General features: G+C 57.0%; 17 protein-coding genes. 6 read left to right on the forward strand and 11 right to left on the reverse strand.

Features of this window, described 5'->3' with window-relative positions; all coding sequences use genetic code 11:
- Position 1: 1 nt before the first annotated feature.
- From K227x_RS19760 to K227x_RS19770, 3 genes are all read right to left on the reverse strand, one after another.
- Positions 2 to 280, reverse strand: coding sequence for a monovalent cation/H+ antiporter complex subunit F (locus K227x_RS19760; RefSeq protein ID WP_145172206.1), 279 nt, complete (start codon positions 278 to 280; stop codon positions 2 to 4).
- Positions 277 to 759, reverse strand: a complete 483-nt coding sequence (locus K227x_RS19765; RefSeq protein ID WP_145172208.1) for a Na+/H+ antiporter subunit E — start codon at positions 757 to 759, stop codon at positions 277 to 279. The genes K227x_RS19760 and K227x_RS19765 overlap by 4 nt, the downstream gene beginning before the upstream one ends.
- Before the next feature lie 300 nt (positions 760 to 1,059).
- Positions 1,060 to 3,897, reverse strand: a complete 2,838-nt coding sequence (locus K227x_RS19770) for an O-antigen ligase family protein (protein ID WP_145172209.1) — start codon at positions 3,895 to 3,897, stop codon at positions 1,060 to 1,062.
- An 828-nt stretch (positions 3,898 to 4,725) separates the two neighbouring features.
- Here K227x_RS19770 and K227x_RS19775 point away from each other — a divergent pair.
- The 4 genes from K227x_RS19775 (at position 4,726) to K227x_RS19790 (ending at position 10,093) form a co-directional block, all read left to right on the forward strand.
- Entirely contained in the window at positions 4,726 to 6,222 is a 1,497-nt protein-coding gene (locus K227x_RS19775; RefSeq protein ID WP_145172211.1) for a lipopolysaccharide biosynthesis protein, read from the forward strand.
- Positions 6,223 to 6,225: 3 nt separating this feature from the next.
- The gene (locus K227x_RS19780) at positions 6,226 to 7,971 is read left to right on the forward strand and encodes an asparagine synthase-related protein (protein WP_145172213.1); all 1,746 of its coding nucleotides are present in this window, start codon (positions 6,226 to 6,228) and stop codon (positions 7,969 to 7,971) included.
- Entirely contained in the window at positions 7,961 to 8,740 is a 780-nt protein-coding gene (locus K227x_RS19785) for a class I SAM-dependent methyltransferase (protein ID WP_218933390.1), read from the forward strand. Before K227x_RS19780 ends, K227x_RS19785 begins: the two co-directional genes overlap by 11 nt.
- A gap of 147 nt (positions 8,741 to 8,887) precedes the next feature.
- On the forward strand, positions 8,888 to 10,093 hold the full coding sequence (locus tag K227x_RS19790) for a glycosyltransferase (protein WP_145172216.1): 1,206 nt from the start codon (positions 8,888 to 8,890) through the stop codon (positions 10,091 to 10,093).
- Here K227x_RS19790 and K227x_RS19795 read toward each other — a convergent pair whose 3' ends face one another.
- Genes K227x_RS19795 through K227x_RS19805 form a run of 3 tightly spaced genes read right to left on the reverse strand, consistent with a single transcriptional unit; the run spans position 10,094 to position 12,648 of the window.
- Entirely contained in the window at positions 10,094 to 10,933 is an 840-nt protein-coding gene (locus tag K227x_RS19795) for a class I SAM-dependent methyltransferase (RefSeq protein WP_145172218.1), read from the reverse strand.
- Between the two features lie 10 nt (positions 10,934 to 10,943).
- Positions 10,944 to 12,101 (reverse strand): glycosyltransferase, encoded by a 1,158-nt coding sequence (locus K227x_RS19800; protein WP_218933391.1) that lies wholly within the window; start codon positions 12,099 to 12,101, stop codon positions 10,944 to 10,946.
- A gap of 1 nt (position 12,102) precedes the next feature.
- Positions 12,103 to 12,648 (reverse strand): hypothetical protein, encoded by a 546-nt coding sequence (locus K227x_RS19805; protein WP_145172222.1) that lies wholly within the window; start codon positions 12,646 to 12,648, stop codon positions 12,103 to 12,105.
- A gap of 64 nt (positions 12,649 to 12,712) precedes the next feature.
- Here K227x_RS19805 and K227x_RS19810 point away from each other — a divergent pair, with 64 nt between their 5' ends.
- On the forward strand, positions 12,713 to 12,991 hold the full coding sequence (locus tag K227x_RS19810; protein ID WP_145172224.1) for a hypothetical protein: 279 nt from the start codon (positions 12,713 to 12,715) through the stop codon (positions 12,989 to 12,991).
- 594 nt (positions 12,992 to 13,585) lie between these two features.
- Here K227x_RS19810 and K227x_RS19815 read toward each other — a convergent pair.
- The 3 genes from K227x_RS19815 to eboE form a co-directional block, all read right to left on the reverse strand.
- Positions 13,586 to 13,867: an acylphosphatase gene (locus K227x_RS19815; protein WP_145172226.1), complete on the reverse strand. Its 282-nt coding sequence runs from the start codon at positions 13,865 to 13,867 to the stop codon at positions 13,586 to 13,588.
- Positions 13,867 to 15,687, reverse strand: a complete 1,821-nt coding sequence (locus tag K227x_RS19820; RefSeq protein WP_145172228.1) for a SpoIIE family protein phosphatase — start codon at positions 15,685 to 15,687, stop codon at positions 13,867 to 13,869. The genes K227x_RS19815 and K227x_RS19820 overlap by 1 nt, the downstream gene beginning before the upstream one ends.
- Before the next feature lie 422 nt (positions 15,688 to 16,109).
- Positions 16,110 to 17,345, reverse strand: coding sequence for a metabolite traffic protein EboE (gene eboE / locus K227x_RS19825; RefSeq protein WP_246145973.1), 1,236 nt, complete (start codon positions 17,343 to 17,345; stop codon positions 16,110 to 16,112).
- Positions 17,346 to 17,478: 133 nt separating this feature from the next.
- On the opposite strand from eboE, the gene K227x_RS19830 reads away from it, so the two are divergent.
- Positions 17,479 to 19,932, forward strand: coding sequence for a M1 family metallopeptidase (locus K227x_RS19830; protein WP_218933392.1), 2,454 nt, complete (start codon positions 17,479 to 17,481; stop codon positions 19,930 to 19,932).
- Positions 19,933 to 20,260: 328 nt separating this feature from the next.
- Here the strand turns inward: K227x_RS19830 and K227x_RS19835 are convergent, their stop codons facing one another.
- Complete coding sequence (locus K227x_RS19835) at positions 20,261 to 21,043, reverse strand: N-formylglutamate amidohydrolase (protein ID WP_145172230.1); 783 nt, start codon at positions 21,041 to 21,043, stop codon at positions 20,261 to 20,263.
- A gap of 355 nt (positions 21,044 to 21,398) precedes the next feature.
- On the reverse strand, positions 21,399 to 22,010 hold the full coding sequence (locus K227x_RS19840; RefSeq protein WP_145172232.1) for a hypothetical protein: 612 nt from the start codon (positions 22,008 to 22,010) through the stop codon (positions 21,399 to 21,401).
- Positions 22,011 to 22,058 lie beyond the last annotated feature (48 nt).

The raw sequence follows: 22,058 nt of genomic DNA on the forward strand, positions 1-22,058 counted from the left end.
CTTATACGCTCTCTTCGTTGAAATTGCCGGTGGTGGTGAACCGTAACAACGCCACCATGCCAATGAAGTTCATCAAGCTGTACAGCAGCGCCAGATCCAAGAAATCGGTTCGACCGCCCATGAAGCTGACCACACAGATCAGCAACACGGTCTTGGTGCCAAACATATTCAACGCCAACACGCGATCAAAGACCGTCGGTCCCAGCATCGCACGCGTCAACGCAAGCAGCATCGTGACCAAGACTGCCGCGCTGGCGACCATGAACATACTTGGGATCATGATCGTCGCTCCAACCGGCAAACTCGTTGGTCCATGTCACCGGACATGTCCTCGGCGGCGTCTTCCAGCGAAAGTGCGTGGACATGAATTCGATCATCCAGCACGTCGACCGAGACGGTCCCCGGGGTCAACGTGATCGAGTTGGCCATGATGACGCGGCCTAGCGAACTCTTCTGATTTGCTTTGACGACGACCAGGTTGCGTCGCAACCGCATGACTGGCGAAATGATGATCTTCGCGACGTCGATGTTCGCGACGACGATCTCTTTGATCAGCCAGGGTGCGTAATGGGTGAAGGGCCGAAACCCCAACTGGGCCGGTGCACCTTCCTCGTCCACGATGTTCATCCGTGCGGACAACCACAAACAGAAAGCGCACGACGCCACTCCCAATCCGATTAAAAACGGATTCTCGAAGTGCCCTGACCACAACAGCCAGTTCACGAACAGGGCGACGCCAAGGGTAAGCGTATATTTCACGTCGGATGGTTAACCGATTTGGGTCCAAACGTCCAATCACCAGCCGCGGGATCATCCTGTCCAGCCACTCGCTTGTCGAAATATAGCCATCGTCGCACGATGTCCCAAGACCACGCACGAATCAGCAACGTGCGGGCGGCCCTTCCAGATGACCAATCGGACACCAACCCGTGGAACGGTCAGGGCACGACTCGCGCCAGCGCTCGTGCGCAGCGAAGCGTCCCGAACGCTAGGTCTTGCGAACAGATGATCGCCGCCGGCGGCAGCGGGCCGAGCAACCAATGGCTGCCGTGACGCCGTTCACAACCGCGCACGGGCAGCTTCGGCGAGCCTATCGAAACGCGGATCGTCCGAAAACAAACGCTGCCCCAAGACGGCTTGGTCCACCGCTTCGCTGCAGCGATCCATCTTCAACAGCAGTTCGATGTACCCAATTCGGTAGGCCGGCTTCCCCAAATTCTGCAGCACCAAACGTTTCCACAGCAGCGAAGATTCGTCCAATTCACCGAGGTGCTCGTACAAACGAGCCGAAACAGCCAGTCGCCCCTCGGCGGAAAAACGATCGGTCGTGTCCAAAAACCGGATGATCTTTCGAATTTCCAACTGACTCCGCTGGGACGGCAATCCGGAATCCTGGAGGTCGAATTCTCCGTCCCGCTTGACCAGATCGAAGATTCGATCGGGCCGATTCTCCGGCACCAGACGCTCGGTAACCACTTGGATCGAGACGCGTGTCGCCGCCAAATCCAAGGCCGTTTGCAGATGATCATGGTTGATCGCGATCGATCTGGACCATTGATCAAGCATCCTTTCATCATCGCCCACATAGAACGCCATCAACCCAACGTTGAACAACAGATCGGTCGAATTGTTGCTCAGCCGAGCGGCGTTTTCCAACCAGGGACGGGGAGACTTGCCGAGCAACGGCGCCAGCATGGCCAGTTTCAAATGAGACTTTGGCAGATAGGGATTCAACCTCAGCGACTTGGCCAAATCGTCCACCCCATCGGCAAGTGGGCTGCGAAGTTCTTCCGTCCCAACCAAACTTTCACGCAATTGGTCACGACCATCCGCGGGTTGGGACAGCAACAGAATGCTGATCGCCGACACTGTGGTGCTGGAATAGTCGGCATCCACCCCATCTCGCGACGCCGCCACCACCACTTCGCGACGATAGGAATCCAGTTCCCAATCGGCACGACGCCCGTACAACATCGCACTGGCCGGTGCGGCATCGATCGCAGCATCGAAACGTTGCAACGTTTGTCGATATTCATCCTTGGATACCGCAGCGGCCGATTCCGACGAAACCCAATCGCCCGACAAGGCGAGTTGCAAGCAGATCTGACTTTTCCACGCACGTTCGGACAAACCAAAGGCGAACAACGTCAGCCCCAGCGACATGATGGACACAGCCGCCCGTAGCCCTGGCCGGCGGACAATCCTGGGATACCACGCCCGGGGCCTGCGGGTTCGCTGGATCCCGACCGTCCAAACCACGGCGACCAAACTGGCATAGGTCAGCATGTTCGCCGGAATTTCTAGGACGAAGTCAAACCCACTTTGCAGTGCCCCGGCACACAGGATCGCGACACCGATCATCCCCCAAGCGACGACTTCCGATGCATCGACCTGTGTTTCATCGGATTCGATCGGCGACCAACGGAGCATCCCAAAGGCAACTTTCCCGAACCACGCCACGCCAGCGATCACGATCACTAGGCCAATCAAACCCAATTCGGCAAAAGCTTCCAAGTACTGGTTATGGGCTTCGCGGAACCAGTACCCACGCGGTTCGCTCTGAAATGGCAGGCTGGCGTATCCATAGGTCCCCAGCCCACTGCCACTTGGAAAGTTTGCGATCGCCATCCGCAAACCGTCACGCCATTGATCCCACCGCTGATCATGGGAGAGGTTCCCGGGGCTGATTTGGTAGACGCGATCGCGGATCTCAGCCGCCGTCCCGGTCGCCAAGGCGACTGCGATCATCAAAACAACCAACCCACCGGCGATGCCCCAAGCCCGCGTGGTTCGCAGGCGCCACCCCCGACAAGCTGCGATCACGCCGACCGCTACCACCGTCGCCAACCAGGCTCCCCGTGAAAGCGACGCGGCCAGTCCGGCAAACACAATGGCTGCAACGAACAGGGTTGCGAAGTGCATCAGCGTTCGCGGCGGCCCCGAGTATCCATCTGGACGGCGTGGGTCTGTTCTTTGCACATGTTGCCACCGCAGAGCCAGCAAACAGGCTAAACCCGGCAACAGGGCAGCGGCACCTGCATTCTTGTAATAGAAACTGCCAAACGGCATGCCACCAACTTCATTGGCAATGCCGGGCAATATCATTCCCCCGCCACCGGCACGCTGAACGATGCCCCACGCAGATAAAGCCACTGCGTTGCCGATCAGAGTGAACATGAACGCGCGGCGAGCCGCTGGAGTGCGAAACCCGAGCGACGCCAGCACGGAAATCCCCAGTGCCAAAATGTACGGAACGGTCGCCTGCAAAGTATCTTCTTGGATCGCTGTTCCGCAGCCTGATTCAAGAGAACTCTCGACCAGCCCATCCAAACTGTCCGCAGACGCCGCTGCATCGGGAAGTCGCTGAACAGCCTGACTGAGATCGCCAAGCGGCTGGGCCAGTTCGACCGCCGCTTGGTTGGACCGCTGGAACCAAAACTGCAGTGGACCGGCACTGGGCGACGCCTGCAACAATGCGTAAGCGATCCACGCGATCAACAACACGTTCACCGCAATCGGCATGGGGCCCATTCGCCGCGACCAGATGGCGGGCGTCGCCAACGCGGCCAGCAACCCAACGCCGATCAGGATCGACAAATGCCATTGTGCGAGCGCGCCCACCGCTCCGAAATGCCATGTCGCGTAGACAATCCCCGCCAAAACACAGCCCCGCACAACCAGCAGACAAGCCGCATCGAAGCGACCCTGGGGCAGTTCTTCCGATGGGTTCTGGCTCTCTGAATTCATCCGGACACTGTACAGCACCCACGCGATCGCGAACCACGCCAGTTCTGCAAGTAGCACCTCCCAACCCACCCACAATGAAAAACGCGGCCAAACGACAAAGATGTAGGCCGGATCAAGGAGCGCAGCGAAGCGGATCCGGCAATCAAGCATTGGCACGTGCCGCGCCGCGGCCGACGCGAATGAAACACGCGACCCAAGCCCAAAATCGTTTCACCGCGTGGGCAACGCCCCGTGCGTCCACGTCCCCAAACGCGCGGCCCGCTGGGCACGCGGTTAAACGACAGCGGAGGTCATGCACCACGCATCCGATCCGAGCCCAAGATCGTTTAACCGCGTGGGCAACGCCCCGTGCGTCCACGCACCCAAAACGCGCGGCCCAACGACAGGGCGGTCATGCACCACGCATACGATCCGTGCGCGAAATCGTTTAACCGCGTGGGCATCGCCCCGTGCGTCCACGCACCCAAAACGCGCGGCCCGACGACAGGGTAGGTCATGCACCGCGCATACGATCCGTCCCCAAAATCGTTTAACCGCGTGGGCATCGCCCCGTGCGTCCACGTCCCCAAACGCGCAGCCCGACGACAGGGAGGTCATGCACCACGCATACGATCCGTCCCCAAAACGCGCGGCCCGGTGGGCACGCGGTTAAACGATCGTGGAGTAGGCCGGATCGAGGAGCGGAGCGACGCGGATCCGGCAATCCGCACTGGCACGTGCTGCGTCGCGGCTGGATCGGCGGTTCGCTTGGTCGGTGCCTATAAATCTGTAGCTGCGTTCGGGGCTGGCTTGCCGCTTCAACTGACATTGCCTTCCCTTCGCAGTCCCCCTACGATCACGCGATTCGACTAGTAAACGTCCCGCCCCGGAACAGCGAAGTCGCTTCTGCGGCCCGTCGCCTCGATTTCGGAGCCAAGATCGTCCGCAGAGTAAGGAAACGTTGCATCGGTCGCAGGGCTGTGCCGAGTGCCAAGGCTGATGATGGATTATTTCTCCGACGATGCCGTGCGTTCCCAATTGCGAACCAAGACGGTTCGCGGCGCGGCGATCACGGGGATCACCCAGATCATTCGAATTGGCATCGGATTGGCTACGATCCCCTTGCTAGCCAGGCTTCTTCAACCGGAAGATTTCGGTTTGTTCGCCATCGTGGCGGTGATCACCAACTTTGCGTTGATCTTCGTTGACGCTGGTTTGTCGATGGCGACGATCCAGCGTGAAAGCATCAACCGGACTCAGGTCAGCAATCTGTTTTGGACCACGGCCGCGATCGGCTTAGCCTTGACCGCCATCGTTTCGGCGACCGGTCCGGTCTTGGGCTGGCTATACGCCGAACCACGTCTTGCATGGCTGGTCGCTGTCACGGCACTTACTTACATATTTGCCGGATTGACCATCCAGCACCAGGCGCTGCTTCGCCGCTGCATGCTATTCAATCGCATCGCAGTGATCGAGGTCCTTTCCCTGCTGGCCGGTCAAGTAGCGGCGATCGTGTGGGCCTTTAACCACACTGGCCAAGCCAACGATTACTGGGCATTGGCGTTGATTCCGTTGGTATCATCCGGCACACGCATGTTGGGCGTTTGGTCGGCATGCCGCTGGATCCCGCAATGGCCCGCTCGCGATCCACAGAGTCGTCAAATGCTTCACTTCGGCGGTAACTTGACCGTCGGCCAGGCCTGCAACTACCTATCATCGAATGTCGACCAGCTTGCCGTGGGGTACGTTTTTGGCGATGCGTCGCTGGGCAATTACGAACGTTCCACCACATTGGCTCTGCAACCGATTCGGCAGATCAACGGCCCATTGACCTCGGTTTGCGTTCCGGCACTTAGCAGATTGATCGATCAACCCGAGAAGTATTTCCATGCCTTCCGCACGGCAGTCGTGCTGGTGGGGTTGTTGATCGTACCGTTCGCATCTCTGTGCATCGTAGAAGCGGACAAACTTGTCCCGTTGATCATGGGGCCAGGTTGGAATGACGCGATTAACATCTTCCGGTTGCTCGCCGTATCGCTGTTAACTTTGCCGATCTGCAACGCTTCAGCTTGGCTTTTGATTTCGCAAGGCCGTGGGGCGGAAACGCTGAAAGTGCAAGCTGTCGATGCCGTTCTGAAGATTGGCCTTGTCGGGTGTGGCATTCCCTTCGGGGTACTCGGTGTCGCTGCGGCGACCCCGATTCGCTCGCTCGTCATGCCGGCCTATCTGTTTGGGGTGATCGGACGCTCTGGCCCGGTTCGCAGCCGAGCGATATGGAAACTTTGCCTCGTCCAAATGTTGGCGGTGGCAACGACAACGACCATGCTGCTGGCGATTCGATGGTGCAGCGTGAATTCGGAACCCAGCGCGATTGTGGTTTCGGCCCTCGCCGCGGGGCTAACCAGTACTGCGATTTTCTTGGCGTTTCGGTTTGTTCGCACCGGGATTGCCGACATCGTTCGTTCGCTACCACTTGCCCACGCCACTGCGAGCTAAACCATGCCTGGCATCGTTGGATTCACAACGCCTAGTGAAAGAATCGAGGATGGAGCGTCGACCGAGCGACTGCGGCGGATGCAATCGCTGCTTCGGCATGATACCGGCTACCGCTGCGATGATCTGTTCTGTGACGAATCGATCGCAGCGTCCAGAACCAGCCATGGGATCATCGGTACGGCTCCGCAGCCAGCGGTGGGCGAACATCTTTTGGTGTGGTTCGAAGGCGAACTGCTACAACGCAGCCTCATCACCTCGGAGTCGTCCACAGCGAATGCGTCCAGCGACGATCGCCCCTCCGATGCGATGACCTTTGCCCGACTGCTGGGCGACGACCCTAGTGGCGCGTTCCTGGCTTCTGCCAACGGCGTATTTGCGGCAGTGGCGTACGCCCCAGCCCAGCAACGGATTCACTTCATTACCGACCGACATGGCCTGGAATTCTTGTACTATACGATCCAGGATGGATCGATCACGTGGTCATCGGAAACCAAAGGCTTCCTAGCCAATCAGCAATTTTCGACCGAGATCGACCGAGCATCGGCCGACCACTTCTTTCAACGCGGACATCTCCCCAGCGACCGAACATGGTTCCGCGATGCCAAACTGTTTCCACAGGCCTGCCACTGGGTTTGGGACATTCGAAAGAAACAGTTCATCACGCAAAACCAATACTGGTCATCCAGCACCTGGGCATCGGCAGCAGGGGACGCGGACCGAATCGATATCCGCGACACGGTCCGCGAATCGGCAAGCTTGTTTCGGCGAGCCGTCAAACTCTGTGACGACCGCCCCATCAATCGAGTCGGCCTGCTGCTTAGCGGCGGACTTGATTCACGAGCCATCCTGGCAGCATTGCAGCCTTCCGATTCGTCGGTCCACGCTGTCACCTTTGGGCTGCCCACATCCACCGATCTTCGGATCGCGAAACAGGCCGCAGCGGCCACCGGCGTTACGCATATCTACCACTCGATTGATTCGTCATCGTGGACAGACAATCGATCCGATTTTGTGTGGTGGCTCGATGGGCATCTGGATTTGCAACATATGCACTACGCAACCTGTGCTCGGTCCACCCGCGACTGCTTTGATGTCAATCTAAACGGATACCTCGGCGACGCGACCATCGGCGGATCGTACTTGGATTCCGAGGATCCGGACGAAGCTTTCCGAATCGCCAACCGCGGTCGACGATTCATCGCCTATGGAATTCAACAAGGACGAATTTTCACGCACGAAAGACTTCCGTTCTTAGAGAACGATTTCTTGGATCATGCGATGAGTATCCCGGCGTCCATTCGACGCGACAGCAGGTTTTATTTCCAGATGTTAAGGGAACTGATGTCGCCGAAACTGACCCGCATTGCGTGGCAGGCCAGCGGGCTAAGCATGAAATGGCCACCTGTGATTCACCGCATCAAACAGACTCAACAACGTGCCGTTGGAAAGCTTACTCGCATGTGCGGGCTGGCTAGTGGCAACCACGAATTCCACGACTACTGCGGATGGTTTGCCGCACCGTCGGGACGCAGCATGCTAACGAACTACCTAGCCGACAAAGAATCGCGATGTCGCGATCAGAATTGGTTCGATCAAGCTCCCAACATCGATACCGTGTTACAAAAGTCGACTTTCACACAACCTGAAACTAATCTGCTGGGCCGCATGTTGACCCTAGAGATTTGGCTTCGCCAGATTGACACTCCGCAAATTCGCCCAGATGGATCGAGGTGCCGCAATGAAGAATGAAGACAAGTGGATTCCGACCAAATTCCGATATCGAAAAGGCCGTTTGATTGGTTCCCGTGATACCGAGTTCGTCAACTTGGCCTCGCGCACCATTTCGGACCGAGTGGCCGCGTGCTACGACCGAGCCATCCCGATGCACTGCCGCGGTGACCTGCTGGACATTGGATGTGGTCGCGTACCGCTTTTGCTCGCGTACCGGGACCACGCTTCCTCCGTCACCTGTGTGGACTGGCCCGGGTCGCCACACGACATCCAGCACGCGGATGTGCTGTGCGACGTCAATCAGCCAATCCCCATTCCAGACAATTCCTTCGACACCGTCATTTGTTCCGACGTCCTCGAACATTTGCATACCCCGCATATCACGATACAAGAGATCACTCGCGTGCTGCGTCCCGGCGGCAAGCTGTTCTTGAATGTGCCGTTCCTGTACGGACTTCATGAACAACCGCATGACTACCATCGCTATACCAGGTTTGCACTGGAACACCAGGCCGCCGTCAATGGACTCGAGATGGTCGAACTGTCCAAGATCGGTGGGGCCGGAGATGCAATTTGTAATATCCTTGCCAAATTGATCATTCACATTCCAATCGCGGGAACCCTGCTCAGTTGGCTGTTGCAAACAACTTGGAACGGACTTCGGAAGCTAAGTTTGGTTCGCACTGCGGAAATGAAAACAGCCGCCATATTCCCGCTCGGCTACTTCGCAATTTTTTCCAAACCGGTTTCGAACACGGACGATTCAATCGCCGAAAATTCCATTTGACGATTTGTACAGATTTGACTTTCGGTTTCGCAGAAGCCGAAGTCGCACGACATCGGAACCGAATCGTCGATCCGATCCACCGTCTAGCGACTTCCGCTACAGCGGTCTCGAACAAGTTGACCATTCGATTATTGCAGAGGGCACACCATGACCAACACCTTCCCAAAAGCATGGATGACCTGCGTCGCCTTTGGCGTTAGCAGTGAAGTCTGGATGTACCGCCAAGCGACTCTGCTTCGCAAACTAGATCTAACGGTGATCGCAAAACGCTTTTACAACGAGGAACGATTTCCGGCAGTCGGCTTCGAATCGAAATGCGTTCAACATCGATGGCGACTGCCGCGGCAAGAATTTTTGCGTCAGTCGGCGCAGCAGATTTTGGGACGCTTGAATCGACGCGTCCCCGGGTTTGCCGCATCGCCGGGCGAAACCAGATGGTGGTTCGACCAGATTGAAAGGCAACGTCCCCAGGTCGTTTTGGCACAGTTTGGCAACCATGCCATGGAAATGTTGCCGCTGTTTCAGTCACAACAGATTCCCGTGGTCGCCCATTTCCATGGATTCGACTTGTCCCGCCTGCTGCGGAATCGACGGTACAGGCAACAGCTTCGGTCGACGGCGGGACAATTGGCTGGCTACGTCGTCGTCGCCCAATACATGCGATCAGAACTCTTGCAGCTAGGCGTCCCCGACAACCGAATCCATGTCATTCCATGTGGGGTTCCACTGTCGCCCATGCCTTCGAGCGAACAAAGATCGGGAGCGTGCCGATTCTTATCCGTAGGACGCTTCGTCGACAAAAAACGTCCCGAATTGACCGTCCGCGCCTTCGCGTCCGTTGCCGATCGCGAGTCACAATCGACGCTAACGATGATCGGCGATGGTCCCATGCTGACGCAGTGCCAAGAACTAGCCCGAACGCTGGGCGTCGCCGAGCGGATTCACTTTGTTGGTGTGAAAACGGCACCCGAGGTGAAGCAGGCAATGATGGAATCCAGCATCTTCGTTCAACACTCGGCCATTGCTGCCGATGGCGACAAAGAAGGCTGGCCTGTCGCGATCGCCGAAGCGGCCGCGCTGGCATTGCCCGTGATCGCAACCAACCATGCAAGTATTCCGGAGCAGATTGAGCACGGAAAAAGCGGATTGCTGTGCGACGAAGGCGACTGGGAAGCCATGTCCAAGAACATGCTGACCCTGGCGACATCGCCCGAACTGCGGCAAAGCATGGGTCGTTCCGCCTACGACCAGATGCAACCGTTCTCGGTTGACAATCAGGTCTCGCAATTGCAGAACGTTCTATTGAATGCCTCAGCGATGCCTGCGGCGAATCCAGTCCACGAACCTAGGTAGCTAGCCCGCGATGGCTGTTTCATTCCCACGAGTGGTCAACCACCGATGCGATTTTCGATCAATATCGACGCCAAAGACTTCTCGCACCTGGGCCCTACGTTGCTTAGCGTCTGCTGACTCTTTGAGTCGTGACAACCTCGATTCAATCCGCCGCTGCAACCCCAGTGGAAACCGACGAGACCATTCCGAGCTCGGGATCGTGACTCCGACCGATTGTCCTCGCGAAAGCACGGTATAGCAGTACTGCCCCGGAGTCCACACATTCACCGATTGATGGGCGACCACGGATGCCCCGATCTCTTTCGCGAAAACTTCAAAGTGGCTCCGATCAACGATCTCGTCAACGATCTGCAGCCCTTCGGGTTCGAACTCCGCCAGCCATTCCTGGTGTTTACGACTGGGCGTTGTCAGAACAACGATGCCGTTCTCGGCCAATGAACGTCCAACAGTCGCGTGGAACACCGAACGCGCCTCACAGGGGATGTGTTCATACACGTCGACCATTGTGATCACTTCAAACGAATTCACTCTGGGGGGCGTGGTCATATCCGAAACCGAAAATTCAATTCGCTCATTCGCCGACAACCGAGACGCTGCTTGAATATTCTGTGCACTGATATCGACACCTAAGACCTTTAGTTCAGGAAAACTTTTGGCCAGCGCCAACGAAGTTGTCCCGATTCCGCATCCGACGTCCAGCACATTTTTCACATCACTGGTAACTGCCGACTTCACGAACTGCAAAGCCATGTTCAGGCGCAAATTGCCATAGATGAAGTCGCGTAGCAATCGAATATTGAACTGGTCATAGAACTGGCTGATTTCGGCATTGGTCGTCATATCGTTTTTCCTAAAGATGGAGAGATTCGATTCGGGTCAGCATACGACTGGCAATCTGCTGCCAACTCATATCGTCATCAAGGTTGGTGGTCGAGAATCCTTGGGGATCTCTTCGAAAAGCAAGCGCCGCATCGACGGCTTCACCAAGTCCACTGGCCCCAGCCTGCTGGTAAAGGAACAATGAATCGCTCGAACTTAGGGGAGCAAGTGATTCCGCAGCAAAGGCGGCGATGGGTATGTTGGACGACCGATATTCGAAGTATTTCATGGGACTGCGGCCATGATTTTCTTCGTTATCGACTAGCGGCAACATTGCTACATCGCAATGTTGCAGCACAGCAGGCAACCGATCGTAGGTAATCGGCCCCATCCAGCGCAGATTGCTTGGCGAGTCTGCTGGCAAACTGATCGTGGTGGGCCCGTACATCAACACGTTCAAATCGGGTCGCCGCAGGGCCATGCCTACGACTCCGTCCAAATCAAGCCGATGATCAATAGCTCCCACGTAGACCGCTCTTGGGCCATCGATTCCTGCCAAAGATGGATCCTCGTCTCGCCGCTCGCGAAAGTGGTCTGCATCAAAACCGTTTCGGAAGACGTCGACTTCTCGTCCGCCACTTAGATCGCGCAGATGTCGCGCCACCGGATCACTGGTAGCGAAGATCCCATCTGCCGAGGCTAATATCTTGCGTTCGGCATCAAGGATGGATGGGTCACCTCGGTACTGGGCGTACAAATCCGTCGCTCGATAGACCGTCTTGCGTGCCTGCAAAACTGGCTCGACGCCAACCATCCGGGGTTCATCGATCAGCGCGACATCGATCGACGAAAAACCAAACCGTGACAACACGGCCCGAATACGCTTCGCCAGCGGAACGGAGAAATTGTGACCGAGCGGCGCGCTCAGGTATTTTGCAACATCCCATGGAACAGCAGCCAGCGGCACCCATTCGATCAAATTTGGCTCGCGTTCGGTCGCACCACCCCAGGCGGAATCGAAACGCTGCTTCATATGCGGACGCCCGATGCGCGACAAATGGAATGGCGTCAACGGCAGCGACACATGGATCACGCGATGACCAAGCTTCGCCCAAACTCGTGCGAGTTGATGCGAGCCGACCACCATTGCGGGATGAAAAGCCGAATGAGAGACAAAGGCGATATTCACTTTAGGCCGCTGCCTTTTGGAACACGAAACGTCCCAAATCATCGATTCGGTTCCACCCCAGCAGGATCCGATTGCTGGTTCGGCAACCATCGATCCATTTCCTCGCGTCCCCCCGATGCGCATCGTCATTGATGGCCAGCACGCTATTGTTTCCTGGCGAATGATACAGACAGGTCATTTCGCGATTGATCGATTCATACCAACCGGCAACCAAGCGCGGTCGTGCAATTTGACTTGGCAAAGCTGTTGGGATGGTGTCTTCGACCTTGCCTTGAATGATCGACAATAACGACCGTGGGTAACCGGTGGAAAGGGAATTCCGGGTGACACTTTCGAATCCCGTACGCACGACAGAACGAACCGCTTCGACCAACCCGTTCACTCGTTCAGAGGCTGTCATAGGAAACGCCTTGACCCGTTCGATGACCTTGCGATTCTCGGCGGTATTGTCGTCTCGGACGCACACCGCGTCGTGCGAATGGCGAAACATGTTGCCCCCTAGCGTATTTATGCCTGGACGCACCAACTGTTCGTGCAGTTTGATCATGGGAAAACCGGGAACTTCTATTTGGAAGAACTCTCAACGGCGGGCGGCAAGCTGGGGCGAACAAATGGCGTTGCTACCACCGCGGTCCCTATCGGTATCGACCAACCAAGATTCAATCGACCATACGATCTACTGGGCGCCGACCTGTGCTGAATTTGCACGAAACGCCGCCTTCAAATGCCGCGTCTTCTTCACACCTGATTCAATCCATACGACTGACCTGTGCGATCAGCAACAAGAACCGGGGCGAGCGTCCAAACGCAGACGCTGTGACACATTCGTTCCCCACGTTTGGAGCGTCTTCTTTGTAGCGGAAGGCGCCAACGGTTTGTCGATCGAGTGAGCCGTGATCGCGTGAGCGGCCGGGAATCTTTCCAATCGCCCGTGGCCTCATGGCCAGCGGAATTCGCCAATGCCGGTGAATGTTCGATCCAATCGACAAACCGTTGACGACTTGCGTTACGAGTTTCGGTCGAGGGACGTGGGATCGCCGAAAGTCTTGGCGACTTGCGCTACGAGTTTCGGCCGAGGGACGTGGGATCGCCGAAAGTCTTGACGACTTGCGCTACGAGTTTCGGCCGAGGGACGTGGGATCGCCGAAAGTCTTGACGACTTGCGGTACGAGTTTCGGCCGAGGGACGTAGGATCGCCGAAAGTCTTGGCGACTTGCGCTACGAGTTTCGGCCGAGGGACGTAGGATCGCCGAAAGTCTTGGCGACTTGCGCTACGAGTTTGGGCCGATGGACGTGGGATCGCCGAAAGTCTTGGCGACTTCCGCTACGAGTTTCGGCCGAGGGGCGTGGGATCACCGAAAGTCTTGGCGACTTGCGCTACGAGTTTGGCCGAGGGACGTGGGATCGCCGAAAGTCTTGGCGACTTGCGCTACGAAATGCTTCGCTGCGTTGGGGCAAGCGGCGAACAGTGGATGACGTTCGCACTAATAGCGGATGACGAGCCCACCGCTGTATTGCTTTGGCGGACGCACGTCGGTGCTGATGTTGTCCAGCTTCTGCGACATCTCTTGCCGGATTCGATGGACCAGTTCTTTTAGGTCAGCCGCACTTCCTTCGACGTCCAACATGACGCTGCCGTCGATCTCGTTTCGAACAAACCCGTGGACGTCCAACCCGGCGGCCGACTGGACTGCTGTCATCCGAAACCCGACACCTTGAACGTGACCGGTGAAACAAACGACATGACGAATCGGCGTGGTCGACATTAGAGGTGTGAATCCGTTTGGCCTAGAACATTGCCCAGGTCTTCGCTATCCAGCGTATCGGTGCCGGTGGTATCGGCGACAGGATCCGCGGATGTCGCACTCTTCATCCGTTCGATGACCACCATGCACATGTCATCAAATGGCGGTCGGTTGCCAATGTGTTCCAGCACTTCCTTGACGATCCGATCCTTCACTTCGTCGGCATCGCCCGGCATCGCCGCAAGTTCGCGAAGGCGTTTGATCCCGAATTCGTTGTCGTCGGTATCCATCGCTTCGTTGATCCCGTCGGTATACAGGACGGCAAGATCACCCACGTCAAACTTGAAGTTCACGACTTCGTATTCCATGCCATCGTCGATCGCGATCGGCAGTCCCGATTCCTCTTCGCTCGGTTCGCATAGCGATCCATCGCTGTGCATCCGCACCAGGGGAGCCATGTGACCAGCGTTGACAATCGAAACATATTCGTTGGACGGGTCGATCACGATCACCAAAAACGTGATGAACCGCTCAACATGCAAACGGCTCATTCGATCATTCAGACGCTCGATCGCTCGCGACAGATTTGAATCGCTTGCCAAGCAGAACCTAGTCTCGGCGGACAATTTGGCCATGAACATTGCTGCGGCCACGCCGTGTCCCACCACGTCCGCGACGACAATCGCAACGCGTCCATCCGCCAAGTGGATGTAATCGAAGTAGTCGCCACCGATATGGTGCGCCGCTTGATAGAAACTGCGAACACGAAAACCGGTCGCGTCGGGTGGCGTTTGGGGCAAGAAGGCTTGCTGAACCTCGGTTGCCAATTTCAGGTCCTGTTCGACCTCTTTTTGCTGTAGGGCTTGTTCGTGCATGCGAGCGTTGTTGATCACGATGCCCGCCTGTGCGGCGACACCGGCCAGCAAGTCGGCATCCTCTTCGCGAAATTGTCCGCGGCCCTGGATCGAGTCAATCTGCAAAGCTCCGAACGACTTGCCTTCGGCATCCACCAGCGGTGCGCAGATCATGGACCGAATCGAAAAATCGGCAATCGATTGGCTGCTATCGAACCGGCTATCCTCCGACGCGTCCAAAGACAAAATCGCTTTGCCCGAATTCATGACTTCGCGAATGATCGTCCGGCTGACGCGGATCGTTTCAGTTTCGTCGTGCGCAGCGCGTGTCTTGACCCAACGTGGCACCAGGTTCCCATCGGGGTCCTGCATGACGATGAACCCACGGTCGGCGGCCGGAAAAATCCCAAACAGGCTGCTAAGCACCTTGGGCAACACTTCTTCGACCGACATGGCGCCGTTGAGGTTGCGATTGATCTGGATCAGTGCCTCCAGTTTCGCCTCCGCCGTCGCGATCATCTTCAGCCCCTCAGAGGAGCTGCGGAATTCAACTTTGGCACCGGGGCTGTTCAGTCCGGATGACGATCCACTGCCAGAACCTGAAAGATTTTCGGTCTCTTGCTCGTCGACCATCATGATGCCGAAATTCGATCCATCGAATGTCATCTCGGCCCCGGCGCGAGCAAACTCGGGGACTGAATCGCCTTGGAAAACAAATTCGACGTCGCTGACCCGGATGCGATCACCCTGCTTCAGCATCTCCGGCGCGGTCAGCAGTTGGCCGTTTAGGAAGGTGCCATTTCGGCTGCCCGAGTCTTCGACCAGGAAGTCGGCGTCACGCTTGAAGACCTTGGCGTGATAGCGGCTGACGGCGCCAGCGTCGACGACGATGCTACATTCTGGGTGCCGGCCCAAAGTGGTTTCACGATCCACCAACTCGAATCGTTCCGAGCTGCCTGTGCCGTTTTGGGTAACCAGAAATGCCATTAAAAATACCTGCGACCATACCGATTCGTAAGTTCAGCATTGTAAGTTGGCAGGTTGCGTTCCACAACGAAGGCGCGGCGGAAAGCAGGCACGCTTCGGCAGGAAACGCCCGGACTGGCTGAGCGGAAGATGGGCGATCCAGTGAAGACGGGACGCTGCCGAGCGATCCAGGTCCCGATCCCTCACTACCCCCGACCCAACGATCCTATTCATGGGGACCACCGATCCCCTTGCCGGTCCGTTGGGATGCCCTGCCAACCCCTGGCTTCCAGCGACACTCTCGGGAAAGACTTAGCCTCCGACAGACGCCGACGCGAAAGGTCAATCGCCAGAGATTGGACGGCGTCGGCAATTCCGGCGGCGACTTCCCAGCTGACGTTTGGCTTCTAACCGCGAGACTGCCCATTGCGATCAAGAATCGATCAGGTGCTTTCAACAATCGATCGTCGCAACCAGGTCAATTCGCCTGCAATGTCCTCGGCCAATCCCCGCTTTCGCATCGGCTCGGGCAATACCGTCCAGGCGTAGGTCTCGATCTCGAGGTGTCCGGTGAATTCGATACTGGAATCGCTGGCCGCCAATGCTTGCAGACAATCCAGGACCTCGCCATGCGTCGTGGTGAGGTGCCCGAATCGCTCCAAGAAGATAGGCACGTGGAAATGGACCACCCACCGATCGTCGCCCCAAACCGGGTCTCCGTCTTGGGCCACTCGGCCGATCAATTCGGGCAGGTCTTCGACCAATTTCGATTCGCCCGTCGCGGTCCGCCGCATGGTTTGGTGCAGATAACGGTCTTCGGCAAAGAAACGCAACTGATCGATCGCTTCGCGGCGGCGGCCAATCGCCATCGACTTCCAATCCGCCACGACGGCGCTACTGACCTGGACCTTTCCGATCATGATTCCGGCTTCACCCAATCGGTTCAGGGTGTCGGCTTGGCCTTCCATCATGACCGCACTGTGACAGATATCGTGGCAAACGCCGATGTATTGACGGTGATCGGCGTCGGGCAACTGGTCCTGAAAAAACTCGATGACGTCGCTGGTGGTATCCAGCAAACACCCCGGTTCGGGTTCGATGGCCACCACGATTCGGCGACCGGTGCGAGACTCTAGGTCTTTCAGCGACGTCGCCAACTGCCGCAGATTCTCTCCCGCGGCCGCAATCATCTGAGCGGTCTGCGATTCCACATTCCCCGAACCATCGGCCCCGGACCCTGGCGGCCAACCGATGGGCAGGGTGCTGATGGATCCGAGCGAGCTTTTTTCGCCGGACGGGTCGGTTTCAGGCAGGATGGCTGCCAAAATTTCCGCTAACTGCTGGGTGTACGTCAGCCGTGACGTGTCGGCCCAGGTGGGCTGATACACCGCATGCTTGACGACGGGTTGGTGGAAATTGTCGTAGGGAAAGCCATTGATCGTGTAGGGACGTAGGCGCCGCTGGGCCAAAAAGCCAGCGAAATCCGCCGTATTGCCCACCAATTGCCCGGCTGCCGATGCCGGCAACCACAGCCCCACCCCCAAGTCATCCAGTCCGGCCTCAATGCGGGCGGGCACAGCGTACTGTTCCAAGTTCGATTGGATCGACTTCATGTCGGTCCCTGCGTGCACGTTGGTGCAGTAACCAATGGTCCAGTCGATGGGGGCTATATTCGTCACAATTCCTCGCGTTGAGCATGGGTACGGGCAAAACCGGCCTCCATATCTTACGCCCTGTGCGGTCTCCGACGCGACCCGATTAAACTAAGCTTGACCTACACCCAGATCTCCCTCCTTTGCTTGTAGCCCTGATATGTTTCGAACTCGCCTCGCTCTGGCCGCTTTTGTCACGTTCCTGTCATGGGGGGCCTCGCTAGGCGTCTCGACCGGGTCCGCCCAGCCGCTCAGCAACCGTAAACATTCCGACTCCACCGATCGCTTTTATCAGATCGATCAATGGCTGCCGACACCGGGTTCGTTCCGAACCGCTTCCGGGGCACCAGGACCGCTGTATTGGCAACAGCGGGCAGACTATGACATCGATGTCACGCTGGACGATGCCGAACAAAAGATCAGCGGCATCAGCAAAATCACCTATCACAATCAATCGCCCCACTCGCTTTCCTACGTGTGGGTTCAACTGGACCAAAATCGGTTCCATCCCGATTCCGACGGCAACCATTCGTCGCCCGCACCTTCGCTGGCCCCCAAGATCACATTCGATGCAATGACGTCGATCTTGGCCCAAATGAACTTTGACGGTGGTTTCAAAATCGACGCGGTCACATCGCTGGATCCCAAGACGGGCAAGACCGGCGACGCCATGAACCACACGATCGTCAAAACGATGATGCGGATCGACCTGGACCGCCCGCTGGCCCCCAACCAAAAACTTCATTTTGCGATCCAGTACCACTACAACATCGTCGACGCCAAGGTGATCCGCGCCCGTGGCGGATACGAACACTTCGACAGCGATGACAACTACATCTACGAGATCGCTCAGTGGTACCCACGCGTGGTCGCGTACACCGACTACACCGGATGGCAGCACAAACAGTTCCTGGGCCGTGGTGAGTTCACCTTGGAACTGGGCAACTACGACGTGTCCATCACGGTCCCAGCTGAAATGGTCGTTGCCGCCACAGGCACGCTGAAGAACGCCAAAGAAGTGATGAAGGCCGAGTGGTCCGAACGCTTGGCCGAGGCCCGATCGTCGGCCAAACCAATGTTTGTGATCACACCCGAGGAAGCGAAGGCCAACGAGTCGCAGCGAACCGGAAAAACGAAGACTTGGCAGTTCCATGCCGAGAACGTTCGTGACTTTGCCTTCGCCGCCAGCCGCAAATTCATCTGGGATGCCTTGGGCGTCGATATCGATGGCAAAAAGGTGATGGCCATGTCTTACTACCCCAACGAAGCCGAACCGTTGTGGAGCCAGTATTCGACCGAAGCGATCGCCCACACCCTGGAAGTCTATGGTCGGTATTCGTTCGCCTATCCCTACCCCGTTGCCATCAGCGTCAACGGTCCGGTCTACGGCATGGAGTACCCCATGATCTGTTTCAACGGGCCGCGTCCCGAGGACGACAAGACGTACACCAAGGCGACCAAGTACGGACTGATTTCAGTGATCATTCACGAAGTCGGCCACAACTTCTATCCCATGATCGTCAACAGTGACGAACGCCAATGGACATGGATGGACGAAGGCCTGAACACATTCCTGCAGTATCTGACCGAACAGGAATGGGAAGAAGATTATCCATCGCGACGCGGCATCCCCGAGAAAATCGTGCCTTACATGCGTGGCGGAAACCAGCGTCCGATCATGTCGGGTAGCGAGGAAATCCTGCAATTCGGAAACAACGCCTACGGCAAACCGGCCACCGCGCTGAACATTCTGCGCGAAACCATTTTGGGGCGTGAACTGTTCGATTTTGCGTTCCGCGAATACGCTCGCCGTTGGAAATTCAAACGCCCCACCCCATCGGATTTCTTCCGCACCATGGAAGACGCCTCGGGAACCGACCTGGATTGGTTTTGGCGTGGATGGTTCTACAGCACCGACCACGTTGACATCGCCATCGACAAGCTGGAACTGTTCCAAATCGACAACGGTGACCCCGACACGGATGCCGAACGAAAACGCAAAGAACGCGACGAACAAGAACCCACCGTTTCGAAAACACGCGACCAGAAACTGCGCAAACGAATCGAATGGCAGGCTGGGCTGAAAGATTTCTACAACAGCCCCGACTACGACGAATTGGCCGTGGACGACGACGCTCGCAAATCGTTCCAAAAGTTCGTCGACGGACTGGACGCCAAAGAACGTGCGATGCTGCGTCGAACGACCAATTTCTACGTCGCTAGCTTCCGTAATGTCGGTGGTTTGGTGATGCCGATCATCGTACGACTGCACTACTCGGATAACACCAGCGAACTGGTTCGTATTCCCGTCGATATCTGGCGGCACGACGGCAACAAGGTTCGAAAGATGTTCGTCACCGACAAAGAGATCACGCGAATGGAACTGGATCCGATGCGTGAATTAGCGGACACGGAAACATCTAACAATTTCTGGCCACCACGAATCGTCCCCAGCCGTTTCAAGCTGTACAAGGACGACAAGAAAAAGAACCCCATGCAAAAGGCTGGGCTGGCAGAGAAATCGGAAAAGGATGAACCGTCCGAAGATGATGCGGATGCCGGTTCGGACAAGTCGAAAGACGCCAAAGCCAAGACCAAAGCCGACGCGGCATAACGAACCAGGTCGTCAGGAGTCTTTCGGTTAATCAACCGTTCTGGCGAAAACGCGCTCGTCCCAATCAATCTTCGAACCCACGAATTTCCCAACCCCATTATCGCGAACAAATCGCTTGCCAAGCGTGGAGCCGCGATCGAACCATGGACTGGAACTTCAGGCCAATGGGGTTGGAAGATTTGCAGGACGTGAACGGTAACGTTTGAGCGAATGGCGATCCGAATTCCGCCGAAATCCGTAGCGGAAGTCGTCAAGACTTTCGTGAATCACAGCGAGTCCGAAACTCTTGACGAGTTCCGCTACCCCAAAACCAAGGCATAGCGAAACCCTAGGCGGCGTTGGATTGCACTTGATCGGTGATCGCTCGCAGCGCTCCCATCAACACATCGGTGGCATCATCTCGCAGGCCGACCGGTCGATCCGCCCAAGCTCGGTTGGCTAAGACTTCGATGCCCAGATAGGGAGTTCCGGCGAATTCGGCGCGCATCGACTTGGTGATGCTGTCGTGGGTCCCCCGTCTCGGGTAGTTGCGTCGCACACGAAGCAATTCCGTTTCGTCGTATATCTCGTCGATCCAATCCAGGCAAAGATCCAATTCGTCCTGGTTCGACGGATCGTACAACAGCCCGACGTCGGCGCGTCGGACCTTGGTGCCACTACGCGACGCGAAGGTGCGAACCGAAAGATGGATCACAAACGAATGTCGCAGCATGACGCCTGCGATCGCTCGGCGTAATCGTTCGCGGTGCGGAAAATAGACTTCGTCCAACAGGATCTGGCGTTGATCGGCGGACCATCGGCGCGTTAGCGGACCAAACAGCTCGCGGTGATGAAGCGAACGACCCACATCGATCAATTGGGCGGAAAACGGGTTCTTCACCAGCGGTGCGTTTAGCCCGCTAGCTAAGCGATCGGCAATGTACAACGCACTGCGATCCGACTTCGATCGGGACAAACGAGAACCAGCAAACGGCGACGATTCAACGGGTGCGATCAGCAGCGACTGATTCAAAATCGGCAGAATCCCGCACGATGGTGGGACCGCTGGATCCATCAACAGCGCAGCGGGAACTTGATCGCCCCCAACCTCGCAACTGATCACCAAGCACATAGTTTGTCTCGCTGCGGCTAAACCTCGGCCAAAAATGAATCCGCGTCCCGCAGTCTAGGGTTGGATCGCCCCCCCTGTAAATGTTGATTCCATTGCTCTGGAAGTGATCGGCCGCCGATCGTGGGCCAGCGCTGGGACATTCGCCCGAGCGTTTGGCAGGAAACCTCCGTGGCGCGATCCGGGGCAGCACACAGAGGCATTTTGAGTTGCCCAGGCAAATTGAGTTGCATGGACGCAAAAAAACCGAGTCGTCCGCATTGCAGACCACTCGGCTCTGATGACACGCTCATGTTGCGATCTGCACCGTCCAACGCCCAACCGATTGGGATTGATCGGATCAGATCACTCAATTGGATTAACGCGATGGCGATGCAGGAACGCCAGGCTCGTCGTCGTCATTGGTGGTCGCAGCGACTGCTCCGACGGCTCCCAGTGCAGCCAGTCCGCCTAGGCCGCCCATTCCACCAGCCGCTCCGCCGCCGCCACCGCCGGAAACACCGCTCGAAGCGGGCATCGAAGTGCCAGAGTTTCCGCCCATGCTGCCATCCAAGCTGGGTGTGGACGAAGCTGTACCGGCAGGGAACTCTTGCACGATTTGGTTGACCAGCTGAGTCCCGTTTTCGATCTCTCCGGCAAGCGTTTTGCTAACGATCGATCGCAGCTTCAATGCTTTCTGACGAAGGCCGGACAGTTCTTCCGTGTTGGCGGATTTTGACTGGATTGCAAAGTCGATATCGGAAACCAGCGAGTCGATGCGAGCCAGCATGGCTGGGTTCGCCGTCGGTGCGGCTTTGACATCGGCAATGATCTGGTTCAGCCTGTCGGTCAATTGGGCAGGTGTTTGCTGCACGTGGACGTCTGCGACCGCCGTTAGATTGGCGACGCTTGTATCGGCTGCATGCCCGGTGCCGGACGCGAAAGCGATCGACAGTGCCAAAGCAGCACTTAGGATACGAAGGGTTTTCATCTTTATTCTCATTTGGTTTTTGTTAAGCGGTCTCGTAAGTGTTGAGCG

It is taken from the genome of Rubripirellula lacrimiformis (assembly GCF_007741535.1).
GTDB lineage: Bacteria > Planctomycetota > Planctomycetia > Pirellulales > Pirellulaceae > Rubripirellula > Rubripirellula lacrimiformis.